General features: G+C 72.9%; 18 protein-coding genes. 7 read left to right on the top strand and 11 right to left on the bottom strand.

Translation table 11 applies throughout. The annotated features are described in order from the left end of the window. Nucleotides 1-8: 8 nt before the first annotated feature. The 5 genes from QWU11_RS01040 to QWU11_RS01060 are packed head-to-tail and all read left to right on the top strand — an operon-like array spanning nucleotide 9 to nucleotide 7743. Nucleotides 9-1832, top strand: a complete 1824-nt coding sequence (locus QWU11_RS01040) for a ubiquinone/menaquinone biosynthesis methyltransferase (protein ID WP_290103027.1) — start codon at nucleotides 9-11, stop codon at nucleotides 1830-1832. Then, on the top strand, nucleotides 1819-5055 hold the full coding sequence (locus tag QWU11_RS01045) for a thiamine pyrophosphate-dependent enzyme (protein WP_290103028.1): 3237 nt from the start codon (nucleotides 1819-1821) through the stop codon (nucleotides 5053-5055). Before QWU11_RS01040 ends, QWU11_RS01045 begins: the two co-directional genes overlap by 14 nt. Beyond that, entirely contained in the window at nucleotides 5052-5786 is a 735-nt protein-coding gene (locus QWU11_RS01050; protein WP_290103029.1) for a hypothetical protein, read from the top strand. Before QWU11_RS01045 ends, QWU11_RS01050 begins: the two co-directional genes overlap by 4 nt. Beyond that, a complete protein-coding gene (locus QWU11_RS01055; RefSeq protein ID WP_290103030.1) occupies nucleotides 5783-7000 on the top strand; it encodes a cytochrome P450 in 1218 nt (405 codons plus the stop codon). The genes QWU11_RS01050 and QWU11_RS01055 overlap by 4 nt, the downstream gene beginning before the upstream one ends. A gap of 53 nt (nucleotides 7001-7053) precedes the next feature. Further along, entirely contained in the window at nucleotides 7054-7743 is a 690-nt protein-coding gene (locus QWU11_RS01060; protein ID WP_290103031.1) for a Clp protease N-terminal domain-containing protein, read from the top strand. 200 nt (nucleotides 7744-7943) lie between these two features. Here QWU11_RS01060 and QWU11_RS01065 read toward each other — a convergent pair whose 3' ends face one another. The 6 genes from QWU11_RS01065 to QWU11_RS01090 all read right to left on the bottom strand — a co-directional run bounded on the left by QWU11_RS01065 (nucleotide 7944) and on the right by QWU11_RS01090 (nucleotide 13538). Continuing rightward, the gene (locus QWU11_RS01065) at nucleotides 7944-8576 is read right to left on the bottom strand and encodes a Type 1 glutamine amidotransferase-like domain-containing protein (RefSeq protein WP_290103032.1); all 633 of its coding nucleotides are present in this window, start codon (nucleotides 8574-8576) and stop codon (nucleotides 7944-7946) included. Between the two features lie 7 nt (nucleotides 8577-8583). Beyond that, a complete protein-coding gene (locus tag QWU11_RS01070) occupies nucleotides 8584-9300 on the bottom strand; it encodes a lytic transglycosylase domain-containing protein (RefSeq protein WP_290103033.1) in 717 nt (238 codons plus the stop codon). Nucleotides 9301-9439: 139 nt separating this feature from the next. Then, nucleotides 9440-10447, bottom strand: coding sequence for a carbohydrate kinase (locus QWU11_RS01075; protein WP_290103034.1), 1008 nt, complete (start codon nucleotides 10445-10447; stop codon nucleotides 9440-9442). Nucleotides 10448-10763: 316 nt separating this feature from the next. Then, nucleotides 10764-11534 (bottom strand): ATP-binding cassette domain-containing protein, encoded by a 771-nt coding sequence (locus QWU11_RS01080; RefSeq protein ID WP_290103035.1) that lies wholly within the window; start codon nucleotides 11532-11534, stop codon nucleotides 10764-10766. Beyond that, the gene (locus tag QWU11_RS01085) at nucleotides 11531-12526 is read right to left on the bottom strand and encodes an ABC transporter permease (protein ID WP_290103036.1); all 996 of its coding nucleotides are present in this window, start codon (nucleotides 12524-12526) and stop codon (nucleotides 11531-11533) included. The genes QWU11_RS01080 and QWU11_RS01085 overlap by 4 nt, the downstream gene beginning before the upstream one ends. 4 nt (nucleotides 12527-12530) lie before the next feature. Then, a complete protein-coding gene (locus tag QWU11_RS01090) occupies nucleotides 12531-13538 on the bottom strand; it encodes a sugar ABC transporter substrate-binding protein (protein WP_290103037.1) in 1008 nt (335 codons plus the stop codon). Between the two features lie 501 nt (nucleotides 13539-14039). Between QWU11_RS01090 and QWU11_RS01095 the strand changes: the two genes are divergently transcribed. Beyond that, nucleotides 14040-15083: a LacI family DNA-binding transcriptional regulator gene (locus QWU11_RS01095; RefSeq protein ID WP_290103038.1), complete on the top strand. Its 1044-nt coding sequence runs from the start codon at nucleotides 14040-14042 to the stop codon at nucleotides 15081-15083. On the opposite strand, the gene QWU11_RS01100 is transcribed toward QWU11_RS01095, so the two are convergent. Continuing rightward, a complete protein-coding gene (locus QWU11_RS01100) occupies nucleotides 15077-16624 on the bottom strand; it encodes an aldehyde dehydrogenase family protein (protein ID WP_290103039.1) in 1548 nt (515 codons plus the stop codon). The two genes, QWU11_RS01095 and QWU11_RS01100, sit on opposite strands and share 7 nt — an antisense overlap. 26 nt (nucleotides 16625-16650) lie before the next feature. Beyond that, nucleotides 16651-19452, bottom strand: a complete 2802-nt coding sequence (locus tag QWU11_RS01105) for an FAD-binding and (Fe-S)-binding domain-containing protein (protein WP_290103040.1) — start codon at nucleotides 19450-19452, stop codon at nucleotides 16651-16653. Between the two features lie 136 nt (nucleotides 19453-19588). Between QWU11_RS01105 and QWU11_RS01110 the strand changes: the two genes are divergently transcribed. After that, nucleotides 19589-20788 carry an alpha/beta hydrolase gene (locus QWU11_RS01110; protein ID WP_290103041.1) on the top strand — a complete coding sequence of 400 codons (1200 nt, stop codon included), beginning with the start codon at nucleotides 19589-19591 and terminating at the stop codon, nucleotides 20786-20788. Here QWU11_RS01110 and QWU11_RS01115 read toward each other — a convergent pair. The 3 genes from QWU11_RS01115 to QWU11_RS01125 form a co-directional block, all read right to left on the bottom strand. Then, complete coding sequence (locus QWU11_RS01115) at nucleotides 20785-21882, bottom strand: hypothetical protein (RefSeq protein WP_290103042.1); 1098 nt, start codon at nucleotides 21880-21882, stop codon at nucleotides 20785-20787. The genes QWU11_RS01110 and QWU11_RS01115 overlap by 4 nt on opposite strands. A 146-nt stretch (nucleotides 21883-22028) precedes the next feature. Beyond that, entirely contained in the window at nucleotides 22029-23246 is a 1218-nt protein-coding gene (locus tag QWU11_RS01120) for a lipase family protein (RefSeq protein ID WP_290103043.1), read from the bottom strand. 118 nt (nucleotides 23247-23364) lie between these two features. Next, complete coding sequence (locus QWU11_RS01125) at nucleotides 23365-23799, bottom strand: helix-turn-helix domain-containing protein (RefSeq protein ID WP_290103044.1); 435 nt, start codon at nucleotides 23797-23799, stop codon at nucleotides 23365-23367. Nucleotides 23800-23911 lie beyond the last annotated feature (112 nt).

A 23911-nucleotide genomic window follows, 5' to 3' on the forward strand; every position in this document is an offset into this window, starting at 1 on the left:
GAGACGCCATGGCCACCTCCCACGCGCCGGTCGAGCTCGGCCCGGCCGCCTTCCGCGCGCTTCCCCCCGCCGCCCAGGCCAAGGCCGTGATCGGCGGGCGCACCCGCTTCCGGCCCGGCGAGGCGCTCCGCATCCTGATCATGCTGGGCCGCCCGCGTACCTGCGTCCCCGGGCTCTTCGCGTACGGCCTCGGGCTGGCGTACGCGGGCGTGCCGTCCGCGCTGTCCATGCCCTACACAGTGCTCGGCGGCGTCCTCGCGCTGCTCGTCGGCTTCTCCGCCAACCTGCACAACACCTATACCGACATCGAGGAGGACTGCCGCAACCTGCCGGGCCGTATGTGGCTGCTGTACCGGTTCGGCCGGCCGCGCCTCCTCCTCGTGCTCGTCGCGGCCGACGTCTTCATGGCCGGCGCGGCGCTGACGTACGGCCGCGGCTTCTTCGTGTACGTGGTCATCGGCCTCATCGGCCTGCACCAGTACTCCTTCCGCCCGCTGCGGATGAAGGCGCGGCCCCTCCTCGGGCTCTACGTCTTCGCCCAGGCGGTCGTCGGCCCGTTCCTGATCGGCTGGTTCTCCGCGGGGATGCGGGTGCCCACCGGGCCGGTCTGGGCGATGCTCGCCTTCCTGTTCTTCTGGTTCGTGGCCAAGGGCCTGTTCAAGAACGTCCCGGACTACGACGGCGACCGCGCCGTCGGCCTGCGCACGTCGGCCACCGTCTTCCCGAGCCGGGTCACGGCGGCGCGGGTCGCCGCGGCCGTGACGGTCCTGGCCTACCTGGCCCTGCCGCTGCTCGTCGTCGCCGGCGCGAGCCCGCCGCGGGTGCTGTTCGCGCTGCCGCTGACGATCGTGGCCGCCGTCCAGGCCTGGACGCTGGTGCGCGCCGCCGACGGCACCGAGGCCAACACCGTGCTGCGCCGCGACATGGTCCTGTCCAGCGCTTTCCTCGGCGTGGTGCTCCTCCTGCAGGCGCCGACGTGGACGAGCGTGCTGCTCGTCGTGGTGGGAGTGGGGGTGATCGCCGGCACGGACCTGCTCGCGATGGACTCCCGCCGCTCCGGTGACGCGGCCTCCGCGCCACCCCCTGTACGGCCGGGACCGCCGCGAGATCCCCGGCGTTCCCGGCCCGCCACCCCGCAGGAGCTCTTCGACCGGGTCGCGCCGCGGTACGACCTGTTCAACTCGCTGCTCAGCGGAGGTTCGGACCGCCGCTGGCGGCGCCGGGCCGCGCGGCTGGTGGCCCCGCCGCCGCCCGGCGGCACGGTCCTCGACGTCGCGACCGGGACCGGGAGCCTGGCCATCGCCGTGGCCGACGCCGCGCCGGACGCCGAGGTGACCGGCTGCGACATCAACGCCGCCATGCTCGCCGTCGGGGAGAAGAAGATCGCCGAACGCGGCCTGGCCCGCCGGGTGCGCCTCGTCCGCGCGCCCGGTGAGGACCTGCCGTTCGAGGACGGATCCTTCGACGCCGTCTGCATCGCGTTCGCCATCGACGACATGTCCGACCGCCGCCGCTGCGCCGCCGAGATGACGCGCGTCCTGCGGCCCGGAGGCCGCCTGGTGCTGCTGGAGCTCGCCGTGCCCGAACAGCCCGTGCTCCGCTCGGCGTACCTGGGCGGCCTCGCCGTGATGAGCCTGCTCGGCCGGGCGCGCGGGATGGACGGCTACCGCCACCTGCGCGAGGAGATCACCACCTACCGCGGCGCGGACGCCATCCGCGCGCTGCTCACGGACGTGGGGCTGCACGGCTACGGCCGTACGCCGCTCACCGGCGGCATCGCGGTCCTGCACGCGGCGACCAAGCCAGGAGGGAGCGAGGATGCAGGCCAATAGGCACGTCTACGCCGACCTGCTCGGCCGGCGGCGGTTCGCGGACGCCGCCGTGTCGATGCTGGCCGACGCCGGTACGCGGGTGCTCTTCGGCATGCCCGCCGAGTCGCTGAACGCGCTCATCGACGCGGTGCGCCGCGACGGCCGGATCCAGCTCATCGGCGTACGCCACGAGGGCGCCGGCGCGCTCATGGCCGCGACGTACGGCAAGCTGACCGGCGAGCCGGGCGTGTGCATGGGCACCGCCGGCCCGGGCGCCACCCACCTGCCGCTCGGCGTGTACGAGGCGCGCGCCGACCGCGCGCCGCTCGTCGCGCTGTCCGGCCAGGTCCCGGCCGAGCACCTCGGCCTCGACTCCTTCCAGGAGATCGACCCGGTCGCGCTGATGGGCGGCGCGGCGCTGTACAACCAGCACATCGGCTCGCCCCGGCAGCTCGGCGTCCTCGGCCGGGCGCTGGCCGAGAGCGCGCTGCGGCGCGGCCCGGCGCACGTCGCGTGCTCCTCGGACGTCTTCGCCGCTCCGGTGGCCGGCGCGCCCGTCGCGCGCATCGGCCGCCCGGGCGCCGGCACGACGGCGGACAAGACCACGCTGACCGGGGCCGCCGCGATGCTGTCCGAGCCCGGGACGCTGCTGGTGGTCGGCGCGGTCAACGGCGAGCTGGCCCTCCCGGTCGAACGTCTCGCCGAGCGGATCGGCGCGCCCGTCCTCGTCCTCGCCGAGGGCCACCGTCACCTCGGCGCGGTCCCCGACGGGCGGGCGGTGCCGGTGCTGAGAGAGGGCGCGGAGGCGCATGCCGAGCTCCTCGCACGCTGCGCGCGCGCCGTCGTCGTCGGCCCCGCCACAGCGTCGGTCGAGGCGCTGGTGGGCGGGCGTGTCCCCGTCATCCAGGTGGCCGACGGCGCCGAGGGCGCGCACCCCGGCCCGGCCGGGTGGCTCCGGCTCCTCGGCGACCCGGCCGGGATCATCGACCGGCTCGCCGCGCTCGCGGACCGGCGCCCCGACGGCGCGCTCGCCGCGGAGGCGGACAAGCTGCGAGGGCGCGCCCGGACCCCGCTCTGGGACGCCCTGGACGACGCCCTTCCCGACGACGCGATCCTCGCCGTGGAGAGCGGCGCGCTCCTGGACGGGGCGCTGCGCGGGCTGCCGTTCCGCGACCGCCTGATGACCTCCTCGTACGGCCTCGGCGCCGGAGGCAATGCGGTGCCCGCCGCCATCGGCGCCTGCTTCGCGCGCCCGGGCCGGCCGGTCGTCGCGGTGACCACGGACGGCGGCCTGCAGGACTTCGCCGCCGAACTCCTCACGCTCAGCCGCTACCGGATCCCCGTCACCGTCGTCTGTGTCGAGGGGACGGGCGAGGCCGACACGCGCCGCCTCGCCGCCGCGAGCGGGCTGCGCGCCCGCCGCGTCGAGGACGTCGCCCGGCTCGCGGACGCCGTCGCCACGGCCGCCGAGGGACCGGGCCCGGCGCTGGTCACGGTGCCGGCCGCACCGCCGGAGCGCGAGAAGATCGCCGTACGGGCCGCAGGGGCGGGCACGATCGCCGCCGCGCTGGTGGCCCTCCTCGCCGAGACGGGCGCGGAGGAGGCGTTCGTGCGGCCGTCCGACGCGACCGCGCCGCTGACCGAGGCCTGCCGCGCCGCCGGCGTCGCCGTGCGCCCGGTGCGCAACCCCGAGTCGGCGGCGATGACCGCCTCGGCCGTCGCCAAGTACACCGGCCGTACGACGCTGTGCGTCACCGCCGGGGGAGCCGACGCGATCCTGCAGCTCAACGGCGTCTTCGACGCCTGCTTCGACCACGCCCCGGTGGTCGTGCTCGCGGCGCGCGCGGCGGTGGTCGACGGCACCCGGCTGTTCGACGGCGTCGCGCGGACCGTCCGGCTGGACGGCACGCCCGGGTCCCTCGCCGAGACCGCGCGGGTCCTGCGGGGCACCGCGCGCGGCGTCGTCCTCGTCGAGGTCGACACCACCGCGCTGGACCGTACGGCCGAGGAGTACGTGACCGAGCCTCCCGAGCACGCCCCCGCGCCGGTGCTCCCGTCCGAGGCCGACCTGGACGCGGCGGTCGGCCGCCTCGCCGCCGCCCGCCGTCCGGTCATCCTCGCGGGCCGGGGCGGGCGCGGCGCCGGCAACGAGATCGCCGAGCTGGCCGCGATGCTCCAGGCGCCGGTCGTCACGACCATGCCGGGCCGGGGCACGGTGCCGGACGACCATCGTCACTTCGCCGGCGCGGTCGGGTCCTCCGGCCACCAGTGCGCCACCGAGACGCTGGAGTCGGCCGACGTCTGCCTGGCCTTCGGCATCTCGCGGCGCGGCGCGTCGGCGTTCGACCTGCCCGGCGACTTCGCGCTCATCCAGGTCGACCACGACCTGGTGCAGCTCGCCAACGCGCCCCGCGCGGACCTGGCCCTCAACGGGGCGGCGCGGGAGACCGCGCAGGCGCTGACCGAACGCCTCGGCGCCGCCGCCGTGCCGGACCCGGCGAAGGCCGCGCTCGTCCGCGAACGCCACCGGCGCTTCCTCGCCACCCGCCGCCGTACGAGCCGGATCCCGGCGCCCGCCGCCCGGCCGATCCGCCCGTCCTCGCTCGCGCTCGCGATGGCCGCCGCGCTGCCGAGGTCGCTGGTCACCGTGGACGTCGGCCTCACGACGCTGTGGGTCTACCGGTACATGACCGGGCGGCACGACTTCGTCTGGACCAGCTCCTTCGCCACGATGGGCTTCGCCGTGCCCGCGGCGGCCGGCCTGGCCCGTGCCGCGGGCGACCGGCCCGTCGTCGCGGCGGTCGGCGACGGCGGGATCGCGGTGACGCTCAGCGAGCTGGGCAGCCTGCGCGACCTGGACCTGCCGGTCGTGGTCGTGGTCTTCAACAACGGCAAGCTCGGCGCGATCAAGTTCGAGCAGGAGATCATGGGCTGGCCGGAGTACGGCTCGGCCCTGCACAACGGCGACCTGGCCGAGATCGCCCGCGCGTACGGGCTGGCCGCCGAGCGCGTCACGACCATGGCCGGGCTGCGCCGGGCGCTGAACGTCGCCGCCCTCGCCAAACGGCCCTTCCTCATCGACGTCGTGTGCGACTGGGGCGAGATCCCCTCACCCGCCCAGGGACGCCCGGCGGCGTCGCAGGTCGCCGGCTACCTGCTCGCCCTCGCCCGGGAGGGACGGCGCCGGCTGCGCGGCGGCGGCCCCGAGGACGGCCCGCTCATCTCCGGAAGGACCTCATCGTGATCGGTATCGTCATCCAGTCGTTCGCCGGGCTGCTGTGGACCCTCGCGTACATCCTGATCATCCGGAAGGGCCGCCGCGACCGGGTGTACGGCATGCCGATCGTCGCGCTCAGCGCCAACCTGGCCTGGGAGTTCTGGTACACCTTCGTCGAGCTCCCGCCGCATCCGGACCCGACGAAGCACGCCGCGCAGTTCGCGGTCAACTTCGTGTGGTTCGTCTTCGACGTGGCGATCCTCTGGCAGACGCTCCGCTACGGGCCCAAGCAGTTCGCCTGGCTCGGCCGTGCGGGCTTCTACGCGATGTTCACCCTCGCGCTGGGCATCACCGGCGCCACCGTGATCCTGCTGAACAAGGAGTTCCACGACGTCTTCGGCGTCCGCGCCTCGTTCGTGCAGAACCTCATGATGTCCGGGCTGTTCCTCGGGATGCTCGACGCCCGGCGCTCGCTCGCCGGGCAGTCGCTCGGCGTCGCGCTGTCCAAGATGGGCGGGACGTTCCTGGCCGCCCTCGGCGTGCTGCTGTACCCGCCGGCCCCGATCTACAAGCACTCGGTCCTGCTGCCCTTCCTGTACGTCTCCATTCTCGTGCTCGACCTGCTCTACACGGGCCTGGTCTGGCGGCTCGGGAAGACCGCCGGGCCCGGTGAGCGCGGCGGTGCCGGCGTGAGTGAACCGGTGATATTCGAGAACGGCCCGGTGGAGCTCCGCCCGGCCACGAGAGGAACCTCATGACCGGCTGCCCGCACTTTCCCTTCCCCGTGCCGTCCGACCCGCTCGACATCACCGACGAGGCCCGCCGGCTCCAGGACGCGGCCCCGCTGTCGAAGGTGGCGCTCCCACCCGGGCAGGACGACACGGAGGCGTGGTTCGTGACCGGCCACGCCGAGGCGCTCCGGGTCTACCGCGACGCCGAGACGTTCGAGCGGCGCAGCGCCGACGGCGTCCTCCCGTTCCTCGCGGCCTATCCCGTCATCGTCGCCCTGGACGGCGAGCATCACCGCCGCGTCCGCGGCCTCGTCCAGAACGGCTTCGCCCCCGCCCGCGTCCAGCGGCTGCGCCCCGAGATCGAGGACCTGGCCGCCGGGCTCGTCGACGAGATGGTCCTGGCGGGGGAGCCCGCGGACCTCGGCGACGCCTTCGCGGTCCCGCTGACCCTGCACGTCATCGCCCGCATGTTCGACCTGCCCAAGAGCGACTACGAGCGGTTCCAGGGCTGGGCCGACACGCTGGCCACCGCCGACGTGTCGACCGCGGCGCAGGCCCAGGAGGCCATGCAGGCGATGGTCGGCTACGCCGCGGCACTGCTGCCCGAGCGGGCCGCCGACCCCGGCGACGACCTGCTGTCCCTCGTGGCCGTGAACGCCCAGGCGAACGGCGTCGACGCCTTCGAGGCGGCGCTGCTGGCCGCCAGCCTGGTCGTCGCCGGGTGGGAGTCCACCCCCGCCGCGCTGGTCTCCTCCGTGCACCGGCTGCTCATCACGGACGGCGGCGACGGCCGGAGCCTGTACGCGCGGCTGTGCGACGAGCCGGGGCTGATCCCGACGGCCGTGGAGGAGATGCTGCGGATCGTGCCCAACAGCGTGCTCGGGGCCGCCAATCCGCGCCGCGCCACCCACGACATCGAACTCGGCGGGGTCCTGGTCCGCGCCGGAGAGCTCTGCATCCCGGCGCCCGACTCGGCGGCCCGGGACGCGAGCGCGTTCACCGACCCGGAACGCGTCGACCTGGCGCGGTCCCCCAACCCGCACCTGGCGTTCGGGAACGGTCCCCACGTGTGCGTCGGCGCGCCCGCCGCCCGGATGGAACTGCAGGTCGCGCTGGAGACGCTGACCTCACGGCTGCCGGACCTGCGCCTCGCGGTCCCCGCCGAGGACCTGGAGTGGCCCTTCGACCGGGGTGTCGCACGGCGCCCGGCGCGCTACCCGGTGGCCTGGACCGCGCACTAAGGTGCGTCAATTGTAGATTGACGACTGAAGGGTCGTCAATCTACGATTGACGCATGAGTCCACTCAACATCAGCCTCGCGGACCTGATCGCCCGTCTCGACGAGGAACTCCCCGACGCGGGCGGCCTGGCCCGCATCAGCGAGGCGCAGGTACGCGCCCTGACCCTGTCCGACCTCGGTGACCAGCTCGTCGACCACTACGTCGGCAAGGCCAGGCAGTCCGGCGCGTCGTGGAGCGAGATCGGCGACGCCATCGGGGTGTCCAAGCAGGCCGCCCAGCAACGCCACAAGCCCACCCCGTTCGAGCGGTTCACCGATCTGAACCGGCACAGCATCGTGCTGGCGCAGGAGGCCGCCCGGACGTACAAGCACGACTCCATCGGCACCGAACACCTGTTGCTCGGCCTGCTCGGCGAACCGCGGGGCCTGGCGCACGAGGTGCTGATGGCCAAGACCGAGTCGGAGCGGCGCATCCGCGACGCGATCGAGGAGGCGATGCCGCCGGCCGGGGAGAAGGCGCTGCGGGGCCACATCGCGTTCCGGCAGGAGAGCAAGGAGGCCATCGAGCAGGCGCTGCGCGCGGCGGCCGACCTCGGCCACGACCGGGTCGGCACGGAACACTCGCTGCTGGGCCTGATCCGCGTCGAGGAGAGCCCGGCCGCGCGGATCCTGCGCAACCTCGGCTTCACCTCCGACGAGCTGCACGAGACGGTCGGGACCGCGACCGCCGCGCGCGACAGGTAGCAGGCGGGCCGGCTCGCCGTCCCCAGGGCGCCCTGGGGATGGGGCCCGTCTCGAAGTCCCGCTGTTCTACTGCGCGACGCCCAGACGACGCCTCGCCGCGTTGTCGTCGGTCGCCGGCCGGCACCAGGCCGACTCCCTCCTCCGCCTTGCGAGACGCCGCCTGGACGCCGCTCGCCACGAACGGGACTTCGAGACAGGCCCTACCTGGCCCGGCCGTCGCCGACGACGATCGCCTCGCCGTCGCGGAGCGTACGGTGGGCCGTCTCCTCGGTGCGGTACCGCGCGGCGAGCAGCTCCACCGCCGCGCTCTCGGGGTGGCCCGAACGGTAGTGCGGCACGATCGCGTACTCCACGAGGCCCAGCCCGTCCCACACCGGCTCCGTGCCGTAGCAGCCGAGGACGGCGCCCGGGTCGTCGACCTGCTCGATGCCGCGCAGGCTCGGCGCGAGGACGCAGCACCCGGCGCTGTAGCCGCCCCAGACGACCGTGTCGGCCCGTACGAGGTCGGCCAGCACGCGGTCGCCGCCGCTGAGGGCCAGCGCGGCGCGCAGGACGAAGGTGTTCCCGCCGCGGAACCAGACCAGCTCGTAGCGCTCCAGGTCCGCGGCGAGGCGCTCGGCCTGGCCGAAGTAGGCCCGCAGGTCTACCTCCTCCGCCGTCAGGCCGAGGCCGGCGAGCGCGGTCACCTCACCCGCGACGCCCTCGGCCCGCAGGTCGGCGGGCAGCATGTCGACCGCGTTCGCGACCACCGCGGCGGGCCGCGGCGTGCGCAGCAGCGCGGTCAGGCGTTCCGGTTCGTCGCCCAGGCGGTAGGACGACAGGTACAGGCGCATACCGTCATCAGTACCAGTTGTGAGCCTGCCAGAAGCCCCAGGCCTTGCAGGGATCGCCGTAGCGGGAGCCGACGTAGGCCAGGCCCCAGGCGATCTGCGTCATCGCGTTGTTGCGCCAGTCCGCGCCGGCCGAGGCCATCTTCGAGCCGGGCAGCGCCTGCGGGATGCCGTACGCGCCGCTGCCGGGGTTCTCGGCGTGCTCGTTCCAGCCGCTCTCGTGGTTCCACATGGTGAGCAGGGAGCTCCAGCAGCCGCCCCAGCCCTTGAGCGCGCTCATCTTCTTGGCGTACTGCTGGTTCTCGGCCGCGCTCGGGTCGTGGCTCATCCGGGCCTTGAGCGCCTCCCACTCGCGCTTCTTCTTCAGCGCGGCGGCCTTGGCCTTCGCCTTCTTGGCGGCGGCCTTCTCGGCGGCGACCTCCTTCTCGTACGCGCGCCGCTTGGCGTTGGCCTCGGCGCCGGCGACGACCGGGTCCATCTGGTAGCCGGAGAGTTCCTGCATCAGCTCGTTCGTCGAGATGTCCGCGGCGCCGGGGGGTGGTTTGCCCTTCCCGAAGTTCACGTTCGCGACGACGACGAGCACGAGTACGACGATCAGCGACATGATCACAACGGTGCTGGTGGCGGCCCGCTTGGCCAGACGGAAACCCCAGAAGCCCTTCGGCTTGTCGAGGTCGCCGGCGTAGGGGTCTCGCCTCGAGTCGTACGAACCCGTGAGTTCATCCAAGTCGTAGGCGTTTTGGGGGCGCCGCGGTGCCTGATGCCGATGTTGCATAGCAACATAGCTTGCACCATCTCACCGCTTCTATGGTCGTTTGTCCGTGGACTCACACTCGCGGCCTGCGGTGCGTTACGTCATACGAACCTCATTCGCCCAGCGTGCGGGACGCTTCCAGCTCGGCACGGGTCGGCGGATCGGCGCCCTGACGCGAGCAGGTGATCGCGGCCGCGCGGGCCGCCTCGTCGAACACCGCGCCGAGCACCGCCGGCCCGGCGGACCGCAGTGCCTCCCGCCGCTCCGCGCCCAGCAGCCCGCGACGGCCGAGCCCGGCGAGAAGCGCGCTCATGTACGAGTCGCCGGCCCCGACCGTGTCGACGAGCTCGGCCGGATGCGCGGGCACGCGCAGCGGGGGACACCCGCGGCCGGTGACCACCGACCCGGCCGCGCCGTGCGTCACCGCCACGACGCCCACACCCGCCGACACCAGCTCGTCGGCGAACCCCTCGTGCCCGCGGCCCGGGCGCAGCCACGCCAGGTCCGCGTCGCTGACCTTGACCACGTCGGCGACGAGCAGCAGCGCCTCGACGCGCGCCCGCGCGTCGTGGACGCCGTCCATCACGGCGGGTCGGCAGTTGGGGTCGTAGGTGATCGTCGCCTCCTCGCGCAGCCGCCGGGCCAGCCCGGCGAGCACGTCCGCGCCCGGGGGCATGACCAGGGCGAGCGAGCCGATGTGGAGCGCGTCGAGGCCCTCCAGGTACGGTCCTTGCCCGGCCGCCTCCGCCTCGGTCCACTGCCAGTCGGCGGTCCCGGCGATCCGCAGGTCGAAGGAGGGCACGCCGTCGGCGCCGTGGTGGACGAAGGCGACGGACGAGGGTTCGGGCGCCTCGACGACGGCCTCGGTACCGATGCCGTTACGGACGAGATGGTCGAGGAGCGTACGGCCGAAGGGGTCCGCGCCGACGCGAGCGATCATCCGCGTGCCGACCCCGAGCCGCGCGAGCCCGACGGCGACATTGGCCGGACTCCCGCCGGGCAGGGGCCGGTAGACGCCGCCGGGCTCGGCGACGAGGTCGACGACACACTCCCCGGCGACCGCGACGACCGGCGTTTCATCGGCCGGTGCTTCATCGGCCGGCGTTTCATCGGTCGGCAAGGACGCTCCTCATCGCGGGACCGCCGACGCGACCCGGCTCCCGCCGCGCGCCGGCGGCCGGAGCCTCCCCGGCGACCGGTCGTTCATGGCTCGGCAACGATGCTCCTCACGACGTCGGGCCGGGGACACCGGCCGCATTCCCGCAGGGTAGCCGGGGTCCGCAGGTGGCGGGCCGGTCCGTGGCCGGCCGGTCGTCCGTAGGGTCCTGCCGGGCCGCGTACCTCTGGCCGGGGTCGGCCGGGGCGGGGGCGCGCCGGGGAGCGCGACGGCTCCCCGGCGGGCGGGGCGGTCGGGGCGGGTCGGTTCTCACCACGGGTCAGGTGGAGTCGGGGATGTTGCCCGGCGCCGCGCCCGCCATGATCGCGACGGCCTCCGCCATGTCGACGTCTCCCGGGCGTACGACGGCCACGCGGCGGCCCAGGCGCTGGATGTGGACGCGGTCGGCGACGTCGAACACCGTCGGGATGTCGTGGCTGATCAGGATGACCGGCAGGCCCCGCTCCCGTACCTCGCGGATCAGGTCCAGGACCATGCCCGACTCCTTCACGCCCAGTGCGGCGGTCGGCTCGTCCATGATGACCACGTGCCGCGCGAACGCCGCGCCGCGGGCCACCGCCACGCCCTGGCGCTGGCCGCCCGACAGGGTCTCGACCGACTGGTTCATCGAGTTGATGCCGATCTTCAGGTCCTGCATGTGCGCGCTCGACTCGGCCTCCATCCGCTTGGTGTCGAGCAGCCGGAAGACCCGCCCGAGCACGCCCCTGCGGCGTACCTCGCGGCCGAGGAACAGGTTCGCGGCGATGTCCAGCGCGGGTGCGACCGCCAGGTCCTGGTACACCGTCTCGATGCCCGCCCGCCGGGCGTCCGCCGGGTTGTGGAAGTGCACCGGCCGGCCGTCCAGCAGGATCCGGCCCTCGTCCGGGATGAGGGCGCCCGAGAGCGCCTTGATCAGGCTGGACTTGCCAGCTCCGTTGTCGCCGATCACGGCCAGGATCTCGCCGGGCAGGAGTTCGAAGTCGACCCCGTTCAGGGCCGTGACGTGCCCGTACCGTTTGACGAGGCCGTACGCCTCCAGGACCGGGCTCACGCGCGCCTCCTCCGGGCGATCTGGTCGACGCCGACGGCGAGGATGACCAGGATTCCGGTGATGAGCACCTGGTAGATCGAGGCGACCCCCATGAGCTGCAGGCCGTTGCGGATCACGCCGACGATCAGCGCGCCGAACAGGACGCCGACGATGCTGCCCCGCCCGCCGAACAGGCTGACGCCGCCCAGTACGACCGCGGTGATGCTGTCGAGGTTGTCGGTCTGGCCGGCCTGCGGGTCGCCGACCGCCGTACGGCCGACGAGGAGCAGGCCCGCGACGCCGTACACCGCGCCCGCGACCGTGTAAACCGTGATCAGCAGGCGCCGGGTCGAGATGCCGGTGAGCCGCGCCGCCTCGGGATTGTCCCCGACCGCGTACACGTGCCGGCCCGCGGCGGTGTGCCGCAGGACGTACCAGGCGATGAGGAACATCACGAGCATGACCACCGACCCGTACGTCACGTCGGTGTTGCCGAGCGGGAACGTCTGCCCGAGCGCCGTCAGCATCTTCGGCAGGCCGGTGACCGTCTGGTCCTTGGAGTAGATGTGGGTGAGGGCGAAGGCGATGTTCAGCGTGCCGAGGGTGACGATGAACGCGGGCAGCCGCGCCATCGTCACCAGCGTGCCGTTCAGCGCGCCGAACGCCGCGCACACGCCGATGCCGAGCAGGATCGCCAGCGGCGCGGGCACGCCGCCGCCGACCGCGAGCCGGGTCATCACGATCGTGCCGAACGCCATCACCGCGCCGTTGGACAGGTCGATGCCGGCCGTGAGGATGACGACCGTCTGGCCGATGGCGAGGGTGCCGACCTCCATCACCTGCTGGACGACCAGCGAGAGGTTGCCGCCGGTCATGAACCGGTCGGTACGCAGCCAGAAGAACAGACAGGCCAGGATCAGCGCCGCGAGGGGACCCACGGTCGGCAGGGCGGCGAAGCGGGTGATCTGCGAGGGCACGGTCCGTACGCCCGGCTCGGCGGCCGTCTCAGGCATCGGCTCAGCCCCAGCAGTTGCTCAGGCCGAACTGGACGTCCTTGGAGTCCAGCCCCGGCTGCGGCTTCGCGGTGATCAGGTTGACGCCCGTGTCGGTGTAGCCGCTGGCCTTCTTGCCGCCCTTGGCCCACGCGACGATGGAGTCCACGCCCTGCGCGGCCATCTTGAGCGGGTACTGCTGGGCGGTCGCCGCGATCTGCCCGGACTGCACCGCCTTGACGCCGGTGCACCCGCCGTCGATCGAGACGATCATCGTCGTCTTGTCCTTGCCGGCCGCCTTCAGCGCGGTGTACGCGCCGAGCGCCGCGGGCTCGTTGATCGTGTAGACGAGGTTGATGCCGGGGTCCTTCTGGAGGCAGTTCTCCATGGCGGTCTGGCCCTTGGCCTGGTCGCCGGCGGTGTACTGCGTGCAGGAGATGCTCGGGTCGCCCTCCTTGATCCCGTACCCCTGCAGGAACCCGTTGTGCCGCAGCACGCCGACGGTGATCCCCGGGTTGAGGTCCAGCATCGCGATCTTGACCGGCTTGGCGCCCTCGACGCTCTTGGCGTACTTGCCGATGAGGATCCCGGCGGTGAGGTTGTTGGTCGCGAAGAGCGCGTCCGCCGAGTTCTGCGGGTCGGGCGGCGTGTCGAGCGCGATGACGTCGATGTTCTTGGCGCGGGCCTTGGCCAGGCTGGGCACGATCGCCTTGGTGTCGCTCGGCACGATCAGGATGCCCTTGACCCCGGCCGCGATCATGTTCTCCATCGCGGTGACCTGGCTGGCGTTGTCGCCGTCGAACTTGCCCGCCGCGGTCATCAGCTTGACGCCCTTGGCCTTGGCCTCCTTCTCCGCGCCCTCCTTCATCTTCACGAAGAACGGGTTGGTGTCGGTCTTGGTGATGAGGCCGATGGTGATGTCCTTGCTCGAACCCTTGGCTCCGCTGCCGCACCCGGCCGCGGCGAGCGACAGGGCCGCGACCGCCGCGAGGCATCCGGCGAGGCGGCCTGGTGTGGAGATCCCGTGCTTCATACCGACTCCTCCGACAGCGCCGCCTGCGATGGGTACGGCGCGTGACTTGACAGTTGACGGCACCTGGGAAACGTTTTCAGGAAACGTTTCCCAGAACGTAGATCGCGAAAGCGGACCTGTCCAGGGGTGAACGCGCTTGAAAGATCTCGGCTCGCGGCGAGGGACGTCCGGGCGGCCGGAGAGGGCGCGAGCGGCCCCGGACCGGGCCGGGCGACGGCAGCGCCGAGGCGCGAACCCGCCGCCGGTGCCGCGCCACCGATCAGCCGCCGGCGGTGACGTGTGGCCGGTGATGTGTTCCCGATCGCGTGCGGTCGGCCGCGACCGGACGCGGGGCCGACATGGACCCGTGGCCGGTCGCGCGAAGCGCGGTCCGCGACCGGCGGTCCGCGAGCTTCACGGGGCGGGTCCTCAATGTGGGCGTGCCTTACGGGTGGCCAGGCGGTTTACCCGTTCCCACCCTGGTGCAGAATTGACCGGCCGGTCCGAGCGGGGGAGGGACGGATGGCAGGCGACGGGGACAGTGCCCGGCGTACGGTCACGATGCGGGACGTCGCCCGGCAGGCCGGGGTCGGCCTCGCCACCGTCTCGCGGGTGATCAACGGCAAGCCCGGCGTGGCGCCCGAGCTCGTCCGGCGGGTCACCGAGACCGCCCGCGCCCTCGGGTACCGGCACGATCTCACCGCCAGCAGCCTCCGCCGTGCCGACCGGCGCACCGCCACGATCGCGCTGGTCCTGGAGGACGTCGCCAACCCCTTCTCCTCCGCCCTGCACCGCGCCGTCGAGGACGCCGCCCGCGAGGCGGACATCCTCGTCCTCGCGGGCAGCAGCGACGAGCACCCCGACCGCGAGCGCGAGCTCATCGACGCCTTCACCCTCCGCCGCGTCGACGGGCTGATCGTGCTGCCCACCGGTGGCGCGGACGAGCAGCTCGCCGCCGTACGCCGCCACGGCACGCCCATCGTCTGCGCCGACCGGCTCGTCGAGATCGACCGCGTCGACACCGTCACCGTCGACAACCGTGACGGCACCTGGGCGGCCGTCCGCCGCCTGAGATCCCGGGGGCACCGGCGGATCGCGTTCCTCGGCGACCAGGAGACGATCTGGACGGCGCGGCAGCGGTACGCCGGGTTCGCCGGAGAGCACGCCGAGGCGCGGGCGGAGATCGACGAGCGGCTCGTGCACCGTGACCTGCACGGCGCCGAGGCCGCGCGCGAGGTCACCGCGCGGCTTCTCACCACGGCCCACCCGCCCACGGCGATCTTCGCCGCGCAGAACCTCCTCACGATGGGGGCGCGGCGCGCGCTGCAGGATCTCGGGCTGCAGGACGGCGTCGCGCTCATCGGCTTCGACGACTTCCCGGTGGCCGACATGCTGGCCCCGGGGATCTCCGTCGTCTCCCAGGACGCCGCGCGGGTCGGGCGGACCGCCGCGCGGCTGCTGCTCGGCCGGGTGCGGGGCGGCGAGGACCAGCTGGCCGCCCGGCACTCGGTCGTGCCGACGAGGTACGTCGCGCGGGGCTCGGGAGAGATCCCGCCCGGTCAGTAGTCGAGCTGGAAGGACAGGTCCGGCTCGATCGTGGCGACGTCCATCTGCGCCTTCTGCAGCCGCCCGGAGTAGTCCCAGTTGAGCGACTGCCAGCGGGTGAACTGGTCCAGCACCCACTGCCCGGACTGACGGCTGCCGTTGCCGGACCGGCCGTTGCCGCCGAACGGCAGGTGCGCCTCGGCGCCGGAGGTCGAGTTGTTGACGCTGATCATCCCGGCCCCGATCCCGGAGCGGAAGGCGAACACCTTGGCCGGGTCGGTCGTGTAGATCGCCGACGACAGGCCGTACCCGGGCAGGTTCGCCAGCTCGATCGCCTCGTCCAGCGTGTCGTACGGCAGGACGCCCACGATCGGGCCGAACGTCTCCTGCAGGAACAGCTCGTCCTCCCGGCCCACTCCGTCGACGATCACCGGGTGGTAGTACAGGCCGCGCTCGGGATCGCCGACGAAGCCCTCGCGCGGGTTGTCCGCGGTGATCCGGCCGACGCCGGTCGAGCCGTACGTCGGCAGGTCACCGATCCAGCCGAGGTACTTCTCGAAGGATTCGGCGAAGCGCTCGGACAGCATCGGGCCGAACACCACGTCCTCCGACGGGTCACCGACCCGGGCCGCGCGCGTCGCGGCGTCGAAGCGGCGGATGAAGGCGCGGTGCATCGACTCGTGCACGATCACGGTGCCGAGCGAGGTGCAGCGCTGCCCGGCGGTGCCGAAGCCGGAGAACAGCGCGGCCTCGACCGCCAGGTCCAGGTCGGCGTCCTCGGTGACCACCATCGGGTTCTTGCCGCCGAGTTCGAGGCAGGGCGACTGGAGGTGCAGGCCGCACAGCGAGCCGATGCGCGAGCCGACGCGGGAGGAGCCGGTGAAGCCGACCTTGTCCACGACCCGCTCCACCAGCGCGTCCGACAGCCCGGCGAACGTGTCGGCGCCCTCGGCGAAGACCAGGTTGAACACCCCGTCGGGCAGCCCGGCGTGCACGAACAGCTCGTGCAGCGCCTTCGCCGACGCGGCGGCGTACTCCGCGGGCTTCCACACGACGGCGTTGCCGCACAGCAGCGCCGGCACGACGTACCACGACGGCACGGCCACCGGGAAGTTGCCGGCCGTGATGATCATCGCGGTGCCGACCGGGACGCGGAAGGTGAACAGCTGCTTGTCCGGCATCTCCGACGGGACCGTCTGCCCGTACAGCCGCCGTCCCTCGCCGAGGAAGAAGTCGCAGGTGTCGATGATCTCCTGCACCTCGCCGAGCGATTCCGCGTACGGCTTGCCGATCTCGCGGGTGACGAGCCGGGCGAGGCGCTCCTTGTTGCGCTCGACCAGGCGGCCGGCACTGGAGATCACACGTCCGCGCACCGGTGGGGGCACGTCGGCCCACGCGCGCTGGGCCTCACTCGCCGTACGGCACGCGCCGACGATCTCGTGGGGCCGGGCGAGCCCGACCTCGGCCACGACATCGGACAGGTCGGCCGGGTTGACGGAGTTCACGGTGTGGTCCGCGGCCGGGAACGGCCGGCCGCCCACCACCGACGTGACGGTCTGCATCTGGGGTCCTCCTCAGGAAGCGTCCGTCACATGGTGCCGTGTCCGGCCCCCGGTTCACGAGGTTCGGCCGCCTCCGGCAGGAGCACCTCGGCGAGGTGGACCGCCCGCCGGCCCGTGAGCTGCTCGATCTGCGTACGGCAGCTGAATCCGTCCGCGAGCACGATCGTCTCCGGCGCCGCCTCGCGTACGGCCGGGGCCAGGGAACGCTCGGCCACCGCGACGGACACGTCGTAGTGGCCGCGCTCGAAGCCGAAGTTGCCGGCCAGCCCGCAGCACCCGGAGTCGGGGATGCTCACCTCGACCCCGGCCTTGGCCAGCAGGCGCAGGTCGGCGTCCTGGCCCAGCTCGGCGTACTGATGGCAGTGGATCTGCGCGAGGGCCCGGCGCGTCTCGCGCGGCGGCGTCCAGCCGGCCTCCTCCAGGAGCTCGGCGAAGGTACGGACCTTCAGGTCGGCCAGACGCTCGTCGCCGGGCAGCAGCTTCGCCCAGTCCGAGCGGAGCGCCGCGGTGCAGCTCGGCTCCAGGCCGACGATCGGGATGCCGCGCGCGGCGTACGGGTGGATCGCCTCCAGCGAGCGCCGGGCGACCTCGCGGGCCACCTTGAGCTGGCCGGTGCTCATCCAGGTGAGCCCGCAGCAGACCTGGGCGCGCGGGAGGAGCACCTCGTACCCGGCGTCCTCCAGCACGCGTACGGCGGCGCGGCCCGCGGACGGGGTGAAGTAGTTGGTGAAGGTGTCCGGCCAGAGCAGTACCTGCGGCCGGTCGCCGGACGGCCGCTCGCGCCGCCGGAACCAGCGGGTGAACGGCTGCCGCGCGGGAGCGGGCAGGTCGCGTTCGGGCGCCACGCCGCCGAGGCGCTTGCCCAGCCCGGCGAGCGCCTGCGCGAGGCGGCCGGGGGAGGACGCGGCGCGCAGCGGCAGGCGCGCCAGCCGCAGCCACACCGGGAGCCAGCCCATGGAGTAGTGCGCCATCGGCCGTACGCGCCGGCGGTAGTGGTGGTGCAGGAACTCGGACTTGTAGGTGGCCATGTCGACGTTGACCGGGCAGTCGGACGAGCAGCCCTTGCAGGACAGGCACAGGTCGAGGGCCTCGTGCACGGAGTCGGACCGCCAGCCCTCGGTGTCGAGCTCGCCGCGGAGCATCTCCTCCAGCGCGCGGGCACGCCCCCGGGTGGAGTCCTTCTCGTCGCGGGTGGCCCGGTAGCTCGGGCACATGACCCCGCCGTGCTCACTGCGGCACTTGCCGACGCCCACGCAGCGGTGCAGCGCCTGCCGAAGGTCGCCGTTGTCCTCGGCGAACGGCAGGAACGTGCGCGGGGCCGGCGGCATGCGGTCCGTGCGGAGCCCGGAGTCGAGAGGGTCGGGGTCGACGAGGATGCCCGGGTTCATCCGGCCCGTCGGGTCCCACGCGCCCTTGAACTCGCGGAACGCCCGCAGCGTGTCACCGTCGTAGACGAGCGGCAGCACCTCCGAGCGGGCCCGCCCGTCGCCGTGCTCGCCCGACGGCGAGCCGCCGTGGGAGGCGACCAGCCGGGTCGCCTCCTCGATCACCGAGCGGAACGTCGCGCGCCCGCGGTCGGTGCCGAGGTCGAAGTCGATGCGGATGTGCAGGCAGCCCTCGCCGAAGTGCCCGTACGCGGCGCCCTGCACGCCGTGGCGGGCGAACAGGGCGCGCAGGTCGCCGAGGTACGCGCCGAGGCTGGCCGGCGGGACCGCGGAGTCCTCCCAGCCCGGCCACGCCTGGGAGCCGTCCGGCGCCCGCGTCGCCAGGCCCGCGCCGTCCGTACGGATCTTCCACACGGCGGCCTGCCGCGCCGGGTCGGTTTCGACCAGCGCGCCGGGGAACTCGCGGGCCAGGATCCGCGCGCGCTCCTCCGCGTCGTCGCCGGTGAGCTCGACGAGCAGCCAGGACCCGCCCTCGGGCAGGCCGGACCGGTCGGCGCCGCGTGCCATCTGGACGATCTGCGCGTCCAGCCCCTCGCACGCGCTGGGCCCGTGCTCCAGGATCTGGGGGACGGCCTCGCCGGCGGCCACGAAGTCGGGGAAGCCGGCGATGACGAGGACCTTGGTGTCCGGCTCGGAGACCAGGCGGAGGGTGGCGCCGAGCGTGATCGCGCAGGTGCCCTCGCTGCCGACGAGCGCGCGGGCGACGTTGAAGCCGTGCTCGGGCAGCAGGTGTTCGAGCCCGTACCCGGACACCTGGCGGGGAAAGCGGCCCAGCGACGTACGGAGCGAGGCGAGATGCCGGTCGCGCAGCGCCCGCAGCCGCTCGATGAACGGGTCCCCGGTCTCGTCCTTGTACGCCCCGACCGTCATCGGCGTGCCGTCGTAGCGCAGGACGTCGAGCCGGTCCACGTTGTCGGACGTACGGCCGTAGACGAGCGCGCGCGTGCCGCACGCGTTGTTGCCGATCATGCCGGCGAGGACGCAGCGGCTCCGCGAGGAGGGGTCGGGCCCGAACCGCAGCCCGTACCGGCCGGCCTCGGCGTTGAGGTCGTCCAGCACGACACCGGGCTGGACGACGGCGATGCGCCGGTCGGGGTCGATCTCGACGATGCGGTTCAGGTGCCGGGAGAAGTCCAGCACGAGCCCCTCGCCGATCGCGTTGCCGGCGATGCTCGTGCCGGCGCCGCGCGCGGTGATCGCGACGTCGTGCTCACGGGCGGCCTGGACCGCGGCGACGACGTCCTCATCGGAGCGGGGGAAGACGACGCCGAGCGGCACCCGCCGGTACACCGAGGCGTCGTAGGAGTACTCCGCCCGCCGGCGTACGGAGAAGTCGACCTCGCCGCCGAGCGCCGCGCGCAGGTCGTTTTCGAGTGTGCTCATCGGTTCAAGCGTGGCAGATCTGGTGGGGGCGGCGACGGGCGGGCCGTCGTTCCGGCGATGTGCGGGCCGTCACATTGTCAGCCGGCGCTCACCTGGTGGAAGGTGAGGGCGCGGACCCGACCGTACCGGAGGGACCATGCCCTACGTTCTCCTCGCCTCTGGGCTTCTCGCGCTGCTCACCACGGTCAACGCCATCCGTCCCCGGCACTCTCTCCTGCTGCTGGTCGCGGGCTTCTTCGCCGCGTGGCTGACCATCGAACTGGCCCCGTGGGTGCTCGCCCTGGAGGTCGTGGCCACCGCGCTGCTCGCCGCCGGCGGCGGGCTGTCCGGTTTCGGGTGGCTCGGGCTGGCCGCCACGGCGATCGGCTGGGTGGGACTCGCCGTCGTCATGGTCCGGGCCCTCCGTACGACGCTGACCGTACGGGAGTGGACCGCCGAGCTCGACCCGGGCGAGCAGGCGCCGGCGTTCCCCCTGTCCCACGTGGCCCTCCCGTTCCTGATGACCCGGCGGCGCGGGGTGACGCGTGTCCGGGACCTCGCGTACGGGGACGATCCGCGCCTGCGCCTGGACGTGTACAAGCCCACCTCGCCGGGCGCGCTCCGGCCGGGGATCATGGAGGTGCACGGCGGGGCGTGGACGATCGGGAGCAAGCGCGAGCAGGGCATCCCGCTGCTGAACCACCTCGCCGCCAACGGCTGGGTCGGCCTGAACGTGGACTACCGGCTGAGCCCGCGCGCGAAGTTCCCCGACCATCTGGTGGACCTGAAGCGAGCGATCGCGTGGTACCGCTCGCACGCGGAGGAACATGGTGCCGACCCGTCGTTCCTGTGCGTCACGGGCGGCTCGGCGGGCGGCCATCTGGCGGCGCTGGTCGCCCTGACCGCGAACGTCCCGGAGTACCAGCCGGGCTTCGAGGACGTGGACACCTCGGTACGCGCGGCCGTCCCGTTCTACGGGGTGTACGACCTGCGCGCGCTGCTGGACGGCGCGCCGGGGGTGTTCGCGTCGTTCCTGGAACGGCATGTGATGGGCGTACGGCGAGCCGAGGACCCGGAGGCGTACGCGAAGGCCTCGCCGGAGCACTGGATCCGCGAGGACGCCCCGCCGTTCCTGGTGGTCCACGGCGACCTGGACACACTGGCCCCGGTGGCCCAGGCACGCACGTTCGCCGAACACCTCCGCGAGAGGTCGGCGGCCCCGGCGCTGTACGCGGAGATGAAGGGCGCCCAGCACGCCTTCGACATCTTCCCGTCCTACCGCTCGGCCCGCGTCATCGAGGGCACCGAACGCTTCCTGACCTCCGTACGGCAAGCCGAACGGCGCCAGACGACCTAGGCCGGCCTGCGGCCGAAGTGGCGGGCGAGGGTGTGGAAGGCCTCCTTCGGCTCCCAGTGCCAGTGCTCCGTGGGCGCGTCGCGGGTCTTCCAGACCGGTTTGACGATCGCGTAGCTCGCCAGGTCCAGGTCGTGGCGCGGGTCCTTGCGGTGCGGGGCGTCGGGGGTGACGAAGTCGTACGCCAGGGCCGCGTACAGGCCCATCGACTCGAAGACGCCGAGCAGGACCCCGAGGTACTCGGCCTGGGAGCGCTCGCTGCGGACCAGGTGGCCCTTGATCTCGGGCCGGGGTCTGCCGTAGTCGACGACGTCCCAGCCCATGCCGCCGCGTTCCGGGGCGCCCTCGTACGTGCAGGTGCCGAACTCTGAGATCACCACCGGCTTGCCCCAGCGCCGGTACTTCGTGAGCTCGCGCACGTGGCCGGACCGGCGGGGGAAGTAGGAGTAGTAGTTGACGCTGACCAGGTCGAACAGGTCCCAGTCGACCTCGTCGTCCTCCGCCGCGCCGTACGTCATCGGGCCGCCGAACACGGACCGGCCGACCTTCGCGGCCCGGGCCGTGAACGCGCTCAGCCGTCGCATCATCTTCTCCGGATCGTAGTTCCCGCTGGTCAGGTTCTTGATCCGCTCCAGGGCGTCGTCACCCGGCACGATGCCGGGGACGAACAGCACGAACTCGCAGCCGACGCTGAGATGCACCTTCGCGCCCTGCCGCCGCAGCCGCTCGGCGTGCCGGCCCGTCTCGGCCAGGTGCTCCAGGATCTCCTTCGGCGGCCGGTCGCCCAGCCGTGGCTGGAGCCAGACGTTCAGCCCGCGCTCGGCCGCCTCCGACGCCGTGGCCCCGAGCCGTTCGACGCCGTCACCGAAGACCGAGACCGAGTCGGCGTGCAGCCCGTCCTTGATCGCCCGCAGGTCTCCGCGCATCCGCGTGGCGTTCCATCCGGTCGCGGGCGTCTCCCCGTCCGTGACCTCGTACGAAACGCCGCGGTACCTCAGCCCGGTCGCCGCCTCGGCACGGCCCCCCACGCCGAGTGCCCCGACGGCCGCCATCCCGGCCAGGAACCGCGCCCGGCTGATCCCCTCACTGCGCACCATGTCTCCATCCGTCCGGCGAGAGTGTCCTTTCCGGACGAGTCTCGTGAGCGGAGGTACGGACGGCACTCGGCCGATGGTCTATCGCGGCACGCCCTTGGTATGCCGGTGAGCGTCCGGCCGCAGACCTGTGTCTACGCCCGGCGCCGTCAGTCGCCGAACTCGTTCTGGACGCCGGGCGGGGTCAAGGCGGTGATGTAGTGCTGCGGGCGGTGATCCTCGAAGGAGTACACGACCGGCAGGGAGCGCAGCGGCTGGACGCGTCCGCCGACGAACGCCAGGGCCGCCAGACCGAGACCGCCCAGGAAACTCGCCGTCTGGCCCGTCGCGCCGGTCTCCCGCAGGCCCCCCTTCCTGGCGTCGTACGGGTGGCCGAGGAAGCGCGTCAGGCCGAGCATGCTGTGGCGCAGGTTCGGGACCTCGTAGCGGAACTCCCGGCCGAAGTGGCGGTACGGGCCGGACGTCTTCGGCGGCAGGTGCGGGACGACGTCGCTGTCGTAGACGTAACGGATGACGTTCTCGCGCAGGAAGGCGTCCTCGCCGCAGGCACGGGTGAAGCGCGGGTCGCCGAGCATGGGCTGCCCGAAGGTGTAGACGGCGCGGAGCCGGTCGGTCAGGTCGCCGTCGCGGCTGAACTTGCGCTCGTGCCGCAGCATGACGGCGATCATCGCGGCCATCGCACCGCCGAGGCTGTGCCCGGTGACGTACAGCGCCTCCAGCTCGTCCATGTGCGGCACGTCGGTCTCGCCGGTCTCGCCGGGCAGCGGGGTGCGGACCGAGAGACCCCGGCAGGCGCGCTTCAGCGCCGAGACGACCTCGTACCGCGTCGCCCGTACGTTGCGGTAGAAGCCGGCGTGCACGGTCGCGTGCGGGTCGCCGAACCGGCACGGCATCCGCTCCGGCATGACGTCGGCGTCGGTCATCCAGCCGACGACGTCGGTGGGTTCGGTGCCGCGGTAACAGAGGATCGCGACCTTCCCGCTCCGGCTCTGGATGAGGAACGCCGTCGAGCGGATGAACATGGCGTCGACGGACGAGCCGACCATGCGGCAGTGGTTCTCCTCCAGTCCGAGCCGCGCCATGATCATCGAAACGGTCTCGGCGTCGGAGTAGGCGTAACCCGCGCAGGTGGCCAGGGCGTGCGCGATCGCCAGGTCCGGGTGGCGGACGGCCCGCAGCAACCGAGTCTCCAGGTCGGGGTAGACGGGAAAGCCGGGCGTCCTTGCGGGCCCGTACGGCCGGAGCCGCGCGTAGTCCGGGCCCCGCGTGTCGCGCGTCCACAGCCCGCCGGTCTCGAGCTCGCGGCGCAGCGTCCGCTCCCACTCCAGGGTGGACGGCGTGCCGAGCTCGATGGGTTCCGCAGCCATCGGGTCACCTCCGGCTCACGGTAAGACTGTCGCCTGCGGTGATTTCCGCGCGGTGCGGACCGAACCCCAAGCTCGCGCAAATTCGCCGGTCAGCCTCCCCACCGTCGCCGGAGCCTGGTCAGGAGGTGCGGGCGTCGTAGCCCTCGCGGTGTGCGCGGACCTCGTCCATGTGGGTCTGTGCCCAGTGTCTGAGGCCGCGTGTCATGTCGTGGAGAGAGAGGCCGAGTTCGGTCAGCTCGTAGGAGACGGTGACGGGGACGGTCGGCGTCACGGTGCGGGTGAGCAGGCCATCGCGTTCCAGCGACCGTAGGGTCTGGGTCAGCATCTTCTGGCTGACGCCGGCCAGCAGGCGGGAGAGCTCGGAGTAACGCATCGCTCTCGCGGCATCCGACGCATCGAGCCGGCCGGAGGCGTCGCCGCCCAGCGCGCACAGGATCAGTACGACCCACTTGTTCGAGATCCGGTCGAGGAGCTGGCGACTGGGGCATACCGTCAGGAATGCGTTGTACTCCGTCTTGGCCTGAGCCCTCTTACCGGCCTTCGTCGTTGCCACTGATCTCGCCGTTTCCCTGTGGGGGGTTACGCACTTCAAGGTGCCTATTTCCCTAGGGGAAGTTGCTCTCCAATACTGATGCAAGGAGGCCGGAGACGCCACCCCGGGTGAA

The organism is Actinomadura sp. DC4 (assembly GCF_030406325.1).
Taxonomy (GTDB): domain Bacteria; phylum Actinomycetota; class Actinomycetes; order Streptosporangiales; family Streptosporangiaceae; genus Actinoallomurus.